The 13,111-nt window shown below is 71.7% G+C and carries 11 protein-coding genes; 8 read left to right on the top strand and 3 right to left on the bottom strand.

Going from position 1 to position 13,111, the window contains the following annotated elements; genetic code table 11:
- Positions 1-213 precede the first annotated feature (213 nt).
- The 4 genes from QA861_RS32205 to QA861_RS32190 all read left to right on the top strand — a co-directional run bounded on the left by QA861_RS32205 (position 214) and on the right by QA861_RS32190 (position 5,007).
- On the top strand, positions 214-1,308 hold the full coding sequence (locus QA861_RS32205; RefSeq protein WP_334592165.1) for a quaternary amine ABC transporter ATP-binding protein: 1,095 nt from the start codon (positions 214-216) through the stop codon (positions 1,306-1,308).
- Entirely contained in the window at positions 1,301-3,139 is a 1,839-nt protein-coding gene (locus QA861_RS32200; protein ID WP_334592164.1) for an ABC transporter permease/substrate binding protein, read from the top strand. Before QA861_RS32205 ends, QA861_RS32200 begins: the two co-directional genes overlap by 8 nt.
- 467 nt (positions 3,140-3,606) lie before the next feature.
- Positions 3,607-4,176, top strand: coding sequence for a helix-turn-helix domain-containing protein (locus QA861_RS32195; RefSeq protein ID WP_334592163.1), 570 nt, complete (start codon positions 3,607-3,609; stop codon positions 4,174-4,176).
- Between the two features lie 87 nt (positions 4,177-4,263).
- Positions 4,264-5,007 (top strand): helical backbone metal receptor, encoded by a 744-nt coding sequence (locus QA861_RS32190; protein WP_334592162.1) that lies wholly within the window; start codon positions 4,264-4,266, stop codon positions 5,005-5,007.
- On the opposite strand, the gene QA861_RS32185 is transcribed toward QA861_RS32190, so the two are convergent.
- Positions 4,934-6,118 (bottom strand): TDT family transporter, encoded by a 1,185-nt coding sequence (locus tag QA861_RS32185; RefSeq protein ID WP_443041610.1) that lies wholly within the window; start codon positions 6,116-6,118, stop codon positions 4,934-4,936. The genes QA861_RS32190 and QA861_RS32185 overlap by 74 nt on opposite strands.
- A 70-nt stretch (positions 6,119-6,188) precedes the next feature.
- Here QA861_RS32185 and QA861_RS32180 point away from each other — a divergent pair, with 70 nt between their 5' ends.
- Positions 6,189-7,112 carry a LysR family transcriptional regulator gene (locus tag QA861_RS32180; protein ID WP_334592161.1) on the top strand — a complete coding sequence of 308 codons (924 nt, stop codon included), beginning with the start codon at positions 6,189-6,191 and terminating at the stop codon, positions 7,110-7,112.
- A gap of 66 nt (positions 7,113-7,178) precedes the next feature.
- Here the strand turns inward: QA861_RS32180 and QA861_RS32175 are convergent, their stop codons facing one another.
- Both QA861_RS32175 and QA861_RS32170 read right to left on the bottom strand, forming a co-directional pair.
- Positions 7,179-7,952, bottom strand: coding sequence for a gamma-glutamyl-gamma-aminobutyrate hydrolase family protein (locus QA861_RS32175; RefSeq protein ID WP_334592159.1), 774 nt, complete (start codon positions 7,950-7,952; stop codon positions 7,179-7,181).
- Positions 7,953-8,006: 54 nt separating this feature from the next.
- Positions 8,007-8,738, bottom strand: coding sequence for a FadR/GntR family transcriptional regulator (locus tag QA861_RS32170; RefSeq protein ID WP_334592158.1), 732 nt, complete (start codon positions 8,736-8,738; stop codon positions 8,007-8,009).
- Positions 8,739-8,823: 85 nt separating this feature from the next.
- On the opposite strand from QA861_RS32170, the gene QA861_RS32165 reads away from it, so the two are divergent.
- Genes QA861_RS32165 through QA861_RS32155 form a run of 3 tightly spaced genes read left to right on the top strand, consistent with a single transcriptional unit; the run spans position 8,824 to position 12,415 of the window.
- Positions 8,824-10,194, top strand: a complete 1,371-nt coding sequence (locus QA861_RS32165) for a glutamine synthetase family protein (RefSeq protein WP_334592157.1) — start codon at positions 8,824-8,826, stop codon at positions 10,192-10,194.
- An 11-nt stretch (positions 10,195-10,205) separates the two neighbouring features.
- A complete protein-coding gene (locus tag QA861_RS32160) occupies positions 10,206-11,609 on the top strand; it encodes an aldehyde dehydrogenase family protein (RefSeq protein ID WP_334592156.1) in 1,404 nt (467 codons plus the stop codon).
- Positions 11,606-12,415: a 3-oxoacyl-ACP reductase gene (locus QA861_RS32155; protein ID WP_334592155.1), complete on the top strand. Its 810-nt coding sequence runs from the start codon at positions 11,606-11,608 to the stop codon at positions 12,413-12,415. The genes QA861_RS32160 and QA861_RS32155 overlap by 4 nt, the downstream gene beginning before the upstream one ends.
- The last annotated feature ends 696 nt before the right edge of the window (positions 12,416-13,111 follow it).

Raw genomic sequence — 13,111 nt, 5'->3', positions numbered from 1 at the left:
GCGCCGCTCTCCGGCGCACCGGCGGCTCCCACCAGGCCCCCCACGTTTCATTTGCGAAGACCCTGTGAGGTGGCGCACTCGCCCGTTTGTCCATGTCGGAAGGGGGCAGGGGCGCTCCCGAGCGAACCCCGCTGTTCGCGCAACCGTCGCAATCGGCGCAACCGAAGAGCGCGAACGAAGAGCGCAACCGAAGCGCACGACCGAGGAGCACCCTTGTCATCCAGGCTTGAGGCCGAGCATCTGTACAAGGTGTTCGGCAGACGACCCGGCGACGCGGTCACCCGGCTCGAACAAGGAGCCGACCGCGAGGAACTGCGCGACGACGGCACCACCGCGGCCGTCGTCGACGCGTCCTTCAGCGTGGAACCCGGCGAGATCTTCGTCGTCATGGGCCTGTCCGGCTCAGGCAAGTCGACGCTGCTGCGCATGCTCAACGGCCTGCTGGAACCGACGGCCGGACATGTCCGCTTCGACGGGGAGGACCTGACCGCGCTCGGCGACCGTGAACTGCGGGCGCTTCGGGCGAACAAGATCAGCATGGTCTTCCAGCACTTCGCGCTCTTCCCGCACCGCAGCGTCCGCGAGAACGCCGCGTACGGCCTGTCCGTGCAGGGCGTGCCCCGCGCCGAGCGCGAGCGTCGCGCCGGCGAGGCGCTCGCCCTGTGCGGTCTGGCCGGCTGGGAGGACTCGTGGCCCGACGAGCTGTCCGGCGGCATGCAGCAGCGCGTGGGCCTGGCCCGGGCGCTCGCCACCGACGCCGACCTGCTGCTCATGGACGAGTCGTTCAGCGCGCTCGACCCGCTGATCCGCCGGGACATGCAGGACCAGCTCCTGGAACTCCAGAAGACCCTCAAGAAGACCATCGTGTTCATCACCCACGACCTCAACGAGGCCATGCGCCTGGGCGACCGCATCGCCGTGATGCGCGACGGCCGCATCGTCCAGACCGGCACCGCGGAGGACATCCTCGTCCGCCCGGCCGACGACTACGTCGCCTCCTTCACCAAGGACGTCGACCGCTCCCGCGTCCTCACCGCGGGCGCCGTCATGGACCCGGAGACCCGCGGCGACGAGGCCGACTGCGACTGTCCGACGGCGACGCCCGACACGCCGTTCACGGAGCTCTGCGCGCTGAGCGCCCGGCTGACCCACCCCGTCGCGGTGCTCACCGCGGACCGCGAGCTGGTCGGCGTCGTACCGAGACAGCGCCTCCTCGCGTTCCTGGGCGACCAGCAGGGCGACCCCGAGCCCTGCGACAGCCCAAGTGTCCCCGCCCACGCGGAGGGCAAGGTGACCGCCCGTGCCTAGGCTCCAGCTCGGCGACTGGGTCGACGACGGCGTCACCTGGCTCGTCGACCACATGTCCTGGCTCTTCGACGCGATCAAGGCGGTCGTGGAAGGCCTCTACGACGGCATCTACGCCGTCCTCACCGCCCCGGAGCCCCTCCTCCTGGCCGGCATCCTCGCGGTGGCCGCCTGGTGGCTGCGCGGCCTGGTCGCGGGCGTCCTCGCCTTCGCCGGATTCGCACTCGTCGACTCCATGGCCCTGTGGGACCGCGCCATGTCGACGCTCTCCCTGGTGCTCGTCGCCACCCTGATCGCCCTGGTGATCTCGATCCCGCTGGGCATCTGGGCGGCCCGCTCCAGGACGGTGAGCGCCGTCGTACGGCCCGTCCTGGACCTGCTCCAGACGATGCCGTCGATGGTGCTGCTGATCCCGGCGATCCTGTTCTTCGGCATGGGCGTCCCGGCGGGCGTCGTCGCCACCCTGATCTTCGCCCTGGCTCCCGGCGTACGCATGACCGAGCTCGGCATCCGTCAGGTCGACGCCGAACTCGTCGAGGCCGCCGAGGCGTTCGGCACCCCGCCCCGCGACACCCTACTGCGCGTGCAGCTGCCGCTCGCGCTCCCGACGATCATGGCGGGCGTCAACCAGGTCATCATGCTCGGCCTGTCCATGGTCGTCATCGCCGGCATGGTCGGCACCGGCGGGCTCGGCGGTGCCGTCAACGAGGCCATCGGCCAGCTCGACATCGGCCTCGGCTTCGAGGCGGGTCTCGGCATCGTCGTCCTCGCCATCTACCTCGACCGCATGACCGGCGCGCTCGGCGCCCAGATCTCCCCGCTGGGCCGCCGCGCAGCCGCCAAAGCGCGTACCGCGGGCACCCCGAAGCTGTGGAACCACCGCCCCAGCCCGGTCGTCGCGCTCGCCGGTGTGGTCGTCCTGGCGCTCGTCGCCGGCGGTCTCGGGATCTTCGGCTCCTCCTCGCAGAGCACCCGGACCACCGCGACGGACGTGGGCCAGGGCAAGAAGGTCACCATTGGTTACATCCCCTGGGACGAGGGCATCGCCACGACGTTCCTGTGGAAGGAGCTCCTGGAGGAACGCGGCTTCGACGTCACGACCACCCAGTACGCGGCCGGCCCGCTGTACACGGGCCTGGCCACCGGCCAGATCGACTTCCAGACGGACTCGTGGCTGCCCGTCACCCACGCCGAGTACTGGAAGAAGTACGGCGACCAGCTGGAGGACCTGGGCAAGTGGTACGGCCCCACCTCCCTGGAGCTGACCGTCCCCTCGTACGTGAAGGGCGTCGACTCGCTCGCCGACCTCAAGGGGAAGTCGTCCACGTTCAAGGGCCGGATCGTCGGCATCGAGCCGAGCGCCGGAATGATGGGCCTTCTGAAGGACAAGGTCCTCAAGGCGTACGGCCTCGACGGTGAGTACGAGGTCGTCGACGGCTCCACCCCGGCCATGCTCGCCGAACTCAAGCGCGCGTACGCCAAGAAGGAACCGATCGCCGTCACCCTCTGGTCGCCGCACTGGGCGTACAGCGACTACGACCTGAAGAAGCTCAAGGATCCGAAGGGCGCCTGGGGCAAGGGCGACGGCGTACACACGCTCGCCCGCAAGGGCTTCGCCGACGACAATCCCGAGGTTGGCGCCTGGCTGAAGAACTTCTCCATGACCGAGGCGCAGCTCACCGGTCTGGAGGCCCGCATCCAGCAGGCGGGCAAGGGCGGGGAACAGGACGCCGTCCGGGCCTGGCTGAAGGCGAACCCCCAGCTCGCCGGGAAATGGGCGCCAGTCGCGGGTTCCGGGGGCAAGAGCGGTGCGAAAGGGGTATCAACCAACTGAGGGAGCCGCTCTCAGGAGGGGTGGGTCGAACCGGGGCACGCGTGCGTGCGGGTGTCTTCCGGTGAGGCCCACCCCTCTCGGCGTTCCCGGACGGACACGTTCCACGTACGAGAAGCATCCGGCCAACCACGGAGCGCCACGCCCTCACCATGGCGCGGTCGCTCCGCCTGCCGCCGCCGCTGGTCAGCATCGCTCCCCGCGCGCGGGGAGGGGCGTGAGGACGGGCCCGGCGGCCCGTCTCCTGGCGCGAACAGTGAGGGTCGTACCCGACGAGGGGTGACACCGATGTGACCGGCGCATGAAACGGTTTGACGAACATGCGTAGGGTGCAAGGAAGTCATCAGGGAACGCGTCGTGCGTGGTTCGGGGACGATCTGGCGAACAGCCACCGAACACACGGCGCGATGCGCTGTGATGGGACGTACGCAACCAGGGCGCGACGACGAGCCGAGGAGGGAGCCGGAGCTATGGGCGACCACAAAGAACAGCCCCTGCGGGTGGGCGCGGCCGTCCGGCGGCGGCGCCGGGCGCTGGAGCTCACCCTCGCCGTCGTGGCCGAACGCAGCGGTCTGTCGGTGCCCTTTCTGAGCCAGATCGAGAACGAGCGGGCGCGGCCCAGCCGCAGCTCCCTGGAGAAGGTCGCCGACGCCCTGCGCACCACCGCGGTCGAGCTCCTCGCGGCGGCCGACCCGGCGTGCAGCGTCGACGTGGTCCGCGCGGACGCCCTCGAACCCGCCCCCGACGAGCCCCGCCTGCGCTCCCTGGTCCGTGGCCACCAGCAACTGCACGCGATGGAGTTCACCGGCGACCACGACGCCGGCCGTGAGTTCCAGCACCGCAACGACGAGTTGATGTACGTCGCGGACGGCGCCGTCGAGGTCGAGGCGGAGGGCCGTGCCCACCGGCTCGGCCGCGGCGACACGCTGTACCTGACGGGCGGGGTGCGGCACCGCTGGCGGGCGACCGTGCCGGACACCCGGGTGATCGTGGTGGCGGTGGCCGAACACATCGAGGCGGTGCAGGACGGGCGGCGCTGAGCTGTGGGCCGTTCCTTCCGGCTGCTCCACGGCCCGGCGTTCGCCGTCAACTCGTAACGCGAGATCAGCAGTTGGGGTGACGTGATCATGAGGGTGATCTCGCTGGTGCCGTCCCTGACGGAGGCGGTGGCGGTCACCGTGCCCGGCGTTCTGGTCGGGGCCACGGACTGGTGCAGCCATCCGGCCGATCTCGGCGCCGGCGTCGTCCGGATCGGCGGTACCAAGAACCCGAAGGTTCAGCGGATCGTCGAGCTGGCGCCCGACCTCGTCGTCGCCAACGAGGAGGAGAACCGCGAACCGGACCTCGCCGCCCTGCGCACGGCGGGCATCGAGGTGCTGCTCACCGAGGTGCGGACCGTGCCGCAGGCGTTCGCGGAGCTGGAGCGGGTGGTGAGGGCGTGCGGCGCCGGATCGCGACCCCGGTGGCTCGACGAGGCCGAGATTGCGTGGTCGGCGCCGGAGCGATGGTGGCGAACCGCCGCGGACAGCCGTACGACTGCTGTCGTGCCGATCTGGCGGCGCCCCTGGATGGTGCTCGGGCGGGACACCTTCGCGGGTGACGTACTGGCGCGGCTGGGGGTCGACAACGCGTACGCGGCCCACACCGAACGCTATCCGCGGGTACCGATCGAGGAACTGCGGACCACCGCGCGGCCGGGGATGGTCGTGCTGCCGGACGAGCCGTACCGCTTCACGGCCGAGGACGGTCCCGAGGCGTTCGAGGGGCTGCCCTGCGCGCTCGTCAGCGGTCGCCACCTCACCTGGTACGGGCCGTCACTGGCCGAGGCGCCACGGGCGCTGGGCGAGGCCCTGCGAGCAGCTCACCGCTGACCAGCCCCCGGACGGTACGGGTGGCGGCGCCGGCCCAGGCGGCGACGAGCAGGACATACAGGGCGACGGCGAGGACGCCGAAGGCGGCGAGCCCGGTGTGCCTACCGAGACTCTCCGCGCCGGTCACACAGGTGCCCACCGGGAAGGTGAACGCCCACCACGTCATCGTGAAGCCCATGCCACGGCGCCGTGCGCGCAGCACCAGCGCACCGGCGAGGGCGAGCCACAGCAGGGCGAAGCCCATGACGGGAACGCCGTAGAGGACGGTGACGGCCGTGGCGGCGACATGGGGAACGCCCAGGACATGGGGGGCGAGATCGGCGAAGTTCCCGGCGGCGGTGGTGGACTGCCCGAGCGGGCCCAGGACCAGGAACAGGGTCGGGGTGAGGACGAGGGGGAGCGGACCGGTCGTCACGAGTCGGCCGAAGACGACCAGCAGCATCACCAGGGTCGCGAGCAGGCTCAGCCCGAACATGCCGAAGCAGGCGAACAGGAGGGTCCGCTGCCCCTGCCCGGGCGGGAGATGGGCGACCAGGAGCGGTCCGAGCGCCGCGGACACCATGGGCGCGACGACGGGGAGCAGCCAGACGGGGCTGGGGGTGCCGCCGCGTACGACCAGGAGGTACGGGACGGCGACGGCGGCGACGAGTCCGACGACCGTCCCGGCGGTGAACAGGACCGCGTCCAGGGCGACGGCGGCCGGGAGACCGAGCCAGTCCCGGCCGACGACGAGGGCGCCTCCGCCGACAGCCGTCAGGGCCATGGCCAGGCAGCCGTAGAAGGGGGCCGTCGCCGGGTCGAGGAGGTGGGCGCGGGCCTGGTCGCGGTGGTGGGCCCAGTGCAGGGCGCGGGCGCAGAGAAGCGTGGCCAGGAGGGCGAGGGAGAGGGCCCAGACGACCGTGCAGAGGGTACGCAGCCCCGGGACGCCGTCCGCGCCGGGGAGGCCGGCGCCCGCGGTGCCCACGATGGCGGTGCCCATGACCGGGGCGTACCAGTTGGGTCCGAGCCGGCGGAGGCGGCCGAGGGGAGGTGACAGGTGCTGGGGCTGGGGCTGGGGTTGTTGCTGGGACTGGGGGAGCGGGCGGCGGTGGGCGGGCGCTGCGATGGCCATGTTCTTACCGTCGCGCGGGGTGTGGGTGGTCGCCAGGGGGTTCGAGTGAATGAGGACATAAGCTGGATCTATGGGTGATGTGGAGGGCAGGGCCGCGCAGTCGGCGGGAGTCGCGCGGCGGGTCCCGGACCTCGGCGCGATGGAGTTGCTGCTCGCCGTGGCGCGGCTGGGGAGCCTCGGGCGGGCCGCGCAGGAACTGGGCGTCACACAGCCTGCAGCCAGCAGCCGCATCCGGTCGATGGAACGCCAGCTGGGCGTGGCCCTCGTGGACCGCTCACCGCGTGGATCCCGGCTCACGGACGCCGGTGTGCTCGTCACCGACTGGGCTCGGCGGGTCGTGGAGGCGGCGGAGGCGTTCGACGCCGGGGCGCAGGCCCTGCGGGCGCGACGCGACTCCCGGCTGCGGGTCGCGGCCAGCATGACGATCGCCGAGTACCTGCTTCCCGGCTGGCTGCTGGCGCTGCGCGCGCTGCGGCCCGAGACGGCGGTGTCGTTGCTGGCGGGCAACTCGGCGGCAGTGGCCGAACGGGTCCTGTCGGACGAGGCCGACCTCGGTTTCGTGGAGGGGACGGGAGTACCGAGCGGCCTGGACTCGGTGGTCGTCGCCAAGGACCGGCTGATCGTGGTGACAGCGCCGGGGCACCCGTGGGCGCGGCGGCGGAAGCCGGTGGGGGCACAGGAGCTGGCGGCGACGCCGCTGATCCTCCGGGAGGAGGGGTCGGGGACACGGCAGGTGCTGGACACGGCGCTGGGCGGGCTGGCGCGTCCGCTGCTCGAACTGTCGTCGACGACCGCGGTGAAGGCCTCGGCGGTGGGTGGGGCGGGGCCCGCGGTGCTGAGTGAGCTGGCGGTGGGGGAGGAGCTGTCGACACGGCGGCTGGTGTGTGTGCCGTTGGCCGGGGTGCGGCTGGATCGGGAGCTGCGGGCGGTGTGGCCGACGGGGCATCGGCCCGTAGGGCCGGCCCGGGAGTTGTTGGGGTTGACGCGGGGGTAGGGCGGGTTTTCTCGCCCCCGCCGCCCCTACCCGTCCCATCCCTGGGGGCTGTGCCCCCAGACCCCCCTACGGCCCTGAACGGGCCTTGTCCTCAAACGCCGGACGGGCTGAAAGGACCAATGCCTCCATCACCCGCACGTCCTCCCCCATCTCCGGATGCCACTGCACCCCCAGCACCCACCCGGCGCCGGATCCGCCGTCCCCCGGTTCCACCGCCTCCACCGTGCCGTCCGCCGCGTACGCCGAGGGCACCAGCCCGCTTCCCAGGCGGTCCACCGCCTGGTGATGGAACGTCGGCACCGACGTCTCCTCCGGTACCGCCTCCGCGTAGCGCGTCCCCGGTACCGGCTTCACGGAGTGGTGGCCGAAGACGCCCGGTGTCTCCGCGTGGCCGTCGATGTGCTGGACCAGTGTGCCCCCCAGGGCGATGTTCAGCAGCTGCATGCCCCGGCAGATGCCCAGCAGCGGGGTGCCCGACGCCAACGCCGCCTCGATCAGGGCGAGTTCCCAGGCGTCCCGTGCCTCGGCGGGCGGGCCCGTGCGGGGGTCGCGTTCGGTGCCGTACCGGGCCGGATCGACATCGGGGCCGCCCGCGATCACGACACCGTCGACCCGCGCGACCGTCGCGGCGGCGTGTGCCGGGTCGTCCGGCGGGAGCATCGCGGCGATGCCCCCGGCCCGCTGTACGAGCCTCGGATACCCGGCCGGCAGCAGTGCCGCGGGCAGCTCCCACGCCCCCCAGTGCGTGCTGGAGTCCAGATACGTGCTGACCCCGATGAGCGGTCGTCGTCCGGTGGTGGTCACGAGGCTCTCCTGGCGTCCGATGGCATCCAATAGCATCCAATGGCGTACCGCAGTACCATTGCCGACTCTCGCCCCGGGTGGCAACCCGGTTCACGCCAAGAAGCCCCGCAGCAGCGCCGCCGTCCCCGAGCAGTGCTCCCGCATCATGTCCCGGGCTCCGTCCGCGTCGCCGTCGAGCACCGCGTCCACCAGTGCCGCGTGCTGCCGCTGGGAGTGCTCCAGGTTGCGCACCAGTAGCGGGATGCAGTCCAGCAGGTCGTTCACCGTCGCGCGTACCGCCGCGTACTGCGAGGTCAGCGTCGGTGAGCCGCACAGCTCGGAGAGGGTGAGGTGGAGCAGCGTGTCCAGGCGGCGGTAGTCCGGCAGCGGGGCGTCCTGCGTGCGCGCCAGCGACTCCCGCAGCCGGCTCCCCTGCTCGGCCGACAGCCCGTGCTGAGCGCACAGGCCCGCCGCGCCCACCTCCAGTACCTCGCGGAAGCGGAGCACGTCCTCGATGTCGACCGCGCTGATCCGCCGCCGCAGCTCGTCCTCGCCCGCCCCGCCGCGCGGCAGCACGAACGTGCCGCCGTACCGGCCGCGCCGCGACTCCACGAGCCCCTGGTCCTGGAGCACCTTCAGCACCTCGCGCAGCGTCACCCGGCTGATCCCGAGCCGCTCGGCGAGTTCACGCTCGGCCGGCAGCCGCTCGCCGCCCGGCACCAGGCCCAGTCGTACGACCTGGAGAATCTGTTCCAGTGCCTCCTCGAAGCCGTTGCCCGCCCGCACGGGCCGCAGCACCGGCGTCAACCGGTCCTCCAAGCCGCCCTCCGCGTCCAGCGACATCTGGCCGTGCCCCCTTCCCAAGCAATGGTTCTCCGCAATACCTTATGGCTTCCGGCTGACCGTAGAAGCCGAAGGAGGCTTTACCGTGGCAGACCGCACACCCCCGCTCAGCATCGAGGAGCTGCACGCCCTCGTCGCGAGCGGAGAGATCGACACTGTTGTCCTGGCCTTCCCCGACATGCAAGGGCGGCTCCAGGGCAAGCGGTTCGCCGCCCGTTTCTTCCTCGACGACGTCCTGGAGCACGGCACCGAAGGCTGCAACTACCTCCTTGCCGTCGACACCGAGATGAACACCGTCGACGGCTACGAGATGTCCTCCTGGGAGCGGGGGTACGGCGACTTCGCCATGCGTCCCGACCTCTCCACACTCCGTCGGCTGCCCTGGAACGCGGGTACGGCGTTCCTCGTCGCCGACCTCGCCTGGAACGACGGGTCCCCGGTCGTCGCCGCGCCCCGCCAGATCCTCCGCCGCCAGCTGGACCGGCTCGCCGAGCACGGGTTCAGCGCGAAGGTCGGCACCGAACTCGAGTTCATCGTCTTCAAGGACACCTACGAGCAGGCCTGGGACGCCCACTACCGCGGACTGACCCCGGCCAACCAGTACAACATCGACTACTCGGTCCTCGGCACCGGCCGTATCGAACCCCTGCTGCGTCGCATCCGCAACGAGATGACGGCCGCCGGACTGATCGTCGAGTCCGCCAAGGGCGAGTGCAATCCGGGCCAGCACGAGATCGCCTTCAAATACGACGACGCCCTCGTCACCTGCGACCAGCACGCCGTCTACAAGACCGGCGCCAAGGAGATCGCCAGCCAGGAGGGCGTCTCGCTCACCTTCATGGCCAAGTACAACGAACGCGAGGGCAACTCCTGCCACATCCATCTCTCGCTGGCCGACGCCGACGGCACGAACGTCATGGCCGGCACCGCTGCCGACCCCGGTGGCATGTCCGAGGTGATGCGGTACTTCCTCGCCGGGCAGCTCGCCGCCCTCCGGGACTTCTCGCTGCTCTACGCGCCCAACATCAACTCGTACAAGAGGTTCCAGCCCGGCTCGTTCGCGCCGACCGCCGTCGCCTGGGGGTACGACAACCGCACCTGCGCGCTGCGGGTGGTCGGCCACGGCCGCTCCATGCGGTTCGAGAACCGGCTGCCCGGCGGTGACGTCAACCCGTACCTCGCCGTCGCCGGGCTGATCGCCGCCGGTCTGTACGGCATCGAGCAGAAGCTGGAGCTGCCCGAGGTGTGCGCGGGCAACGCCTACGCAGGCGACTACGCCCACGTCCCCACCACCCTGCGCGAGGCCGCCGAACTGTGGGAGAACAGCCCCATCGTCCAGGCCGCCTTCGGTGACGAGGTGGTCGCCCACTACCGCAACATGGCACGCGTCGAACTCGCCGCCTTCGACGCCGCGGTGACCGACTGGGAGCTTCGCCGCTCCTTCGAACGTCTGTGAGAGGTCCTTTCGTGTCGTACGAGCATGAGCGCGAACTCGCCTACGGGAGTGAGCTTCGCGTCCTCAACCCCGCCACCGAGGACGTCGTCGCCACCGTCCCCGCCGCCACCCGGGAGGACGTCGACGCGGCCGTCGTACGGGCCAACCACGCCCAGGCGCGCTGGGCCGCCCTCGCGCCCGCCGACCGCGCCCGCCTGCTGCGCCGCTTCGCGGTCGCCGTCGACGAACACCTCGAAGAACTGGCCCAGTTGGAGGTGCGGGAGGCCGGGCACGTCATCGGCAACGCACGCTGGGAAGCGGGCAACGTCCGCGATCTGCTCGACTACGCGGCGGGGGGAGTGGAGCGGCTGACCGGACGGCAGATCCCGGTCGCCGGCGGCCTCGACATCACCCTCCTCGAACCGCTCGGCGTTGTCGGCGTCATCGCGCCCTGGAACTTCCCGATGCCGATCGCAGCCTGGGGCACGGCCCCCGCCCTCGCCGCGGGCAACGCGGTGATCCTCAAGCCCGCCGAGACGACCCCCCTGACGGCCCTGCGCCTGGCCGAACTGGCCCTGGAGGCAGGCCTGCCGGAAGGTCTCTTCCAGGTGCTGCCGGGCCACGGTCCCGTCGCCGGTACCGCACTCGTGGAACACCCGGGCGTCGCGAAGATCGTGTTCACCGGGTCGACAGGCGTGGGCAAGCAGGTCCTGGCGAAGGGGTCGGCGCTCCTCAAGCGCGTCACCCTCGAACTCGGCGGCAAGAGCCCCAACATCGTCTTCGCCGACGCGGACATCGAGGCCGCCGCGGCGGCAGCGCCCATGTCGTTCCTCGACAACTCCGGCCAGGACTGCTGCGCCCGCACCCGCATCCTCGTCCAGCGCTCCGTGTACGACCGCTTCCTCGGCCTCCTCGCCCCCGCCGTCGAGTCCGTCCTCGTCGGCGACCCGGCGGACGAGAAGACCCAGATGGGCCCGCTGATCTCCAGGGCCCAACTGGACCGCGTACGCGCGTACGTCACCGACGACCTGGCCGGCATCCGGGGCGAGACGCCCACGGGCCCCGGCTTCTGGTTCCCGCCCACCGTCCTCACCGACGTCGACCCACACGCGCGCGTGGCCGTCGAGGAGGTCTTCGGGCCCGTCGCCGTCGTCCTCCCCTTCGACGACGAGGCGGACGCCGTGGCGCTCGCCAACGGCACCGACTACGGCCTCTCCGGCTCCATCTGGACCCGGGACGTGGGCCGCGCCCTGCGCGTGTCGCAGGCCGTCCGGGCAGGGAACCTGTCCGTCAACTCGCACTCCAGTGTGCGCTACTCGACCCCCTTCGGCGGCTTCAAGCAGTCCGGGATCGGCCGCGAGCTCGGCCCGGACGCCCTCACCGCATTCACCGAGACGAAGAACGTCTTCATCAGCACGGAAGGCCCCGCACAGTGACCGAATCGACGCCACCGCCCGCCACCGGCGAAGCCGCCGTCTGCCGACGCCTCGTCGGCCGTACCGCCGTCATCACCGGTGCCGGCAGCGGCATCGGCCTCGCCACCGCGCGCAGGCTCGCCTCCGAGGGCGCCCACGTCGTCTGCGGCGACGTCGACGAGACGCGCGGCAAGGCCGCCGCCGACGAGGTGGGCGGGATCTTCGTCAAGGTCGACGTCACCGACCCCGAACAGGTCGAGACGCTCTTCAGGACGGCGTACGACACGTACGGCAGCGTCGACATCGCGTTCAACAACGCCGGTATCTCGCCGCCCGACGACGACTCCATCCTGGACACCGGCCTGGAGGCCTGGAAGCGCGTCCAGGAGGTCAACCTGACCTCCGTCTTCCTGTGCTGCAAGGCCGCGATCCCCTACATGCGGCGCCAGGGCAAGGGCTCGATCATCAACACCGCCTCGTTCGTGGCGAGGATGGGCGCGGCCACGTCCCAGATCTCGTACACCGCGTCCAAGGGCGGCGTCCTCGCCATGACCCGTGAACTGGGCGTGCAGTTCGCCCGGGAGGGCATCCGCGTCAACGCCCTCTGCCCGGGGCCGGTCAACACCCCGCTCCTCCAGGAACTGTTCGCCAAGGACCCCGAGCGCGCCGCCCGCCGCCTCGTCCACATCCCCGTCGGACGGTTCGCCGAGGCCGACGAGATCGCCGCCGCCGTCGCCTTCCTGGCCAGCGACGACTCGTCGTTCGTCAACGCCACCGACTTCCTGGTCGACGGTGGCATCGCGGGCGCCTACGTCACACCCGTGTAGGCGACCGCCGCGTCTCCGCCCCCGCCGCGCCCCGGCGGGGGCGTAAGCCCTGGTGGACACGATTACCGCAGGGCAGGGGGATGATCCCGGGCAGAAACCCCGGTGCCGTGGACTGGTTCCCGTTCGAGGGGTGTCAACCCGTAGAGTGACGCTTCACGCAGGGAGGAGCCACCGCGCGCGGAGGTACGCGCCCGGATGGCGGCACGCCCGCGCGGGTATGCGTGCCCGGGACGGCCGCGTTCCGCGCCGCACGGACTCCGCCGGCCCTGCGCCGGTACGAGGAAACGGGGGGTGCATGAGCACGGAAGCGCGGCGCGCCTCCATCCCTCCGCGCCCGGCCACTGCGCCAACGCCGACCGAGCCGCCGGTCACGGACGGTACGGCTGGAGATACGCGAGATGCGCAAGGTGCGCCTGGAGCCGGCGAGAACGGCTCGGACAGCGCGGGCAGCGTCGGCAGCGCGGGCCGGGGGCCGCTCGCGACCGGCGACGGGGCGAGCACGTCAAGGCGTACGTCCGATGCATCTGGTACGGCGTCAGGTCCCGTGACCCCGGCCTCGACGCCCCCCGGCGCACCGGCCGCCCCCGCGCCGACGCCGAGCGCCTCGAAGGACACTGCCCCGCCCCGGTTCCCGCACCTTCGAGCGCCCTCCCGGGAAGCCGGCGACCCCATAACGCCGCCCCCGCCGCCCTCCTC

Source organism: Streptomyces sp. B21-083 (assembly GCF_036898825.1).
Taxonomy (GTDB): domain Bacteria; phylum Actinomycetota; class Actinomycetes; order Streptomycetales; family Streptomycetaceae; genus Streptomyces.
The sequence above is the reverse complement of the archived record's forward strand: the minus strand, read 5'-3'. Positions and strand labels throughout refer to the sequence as shown.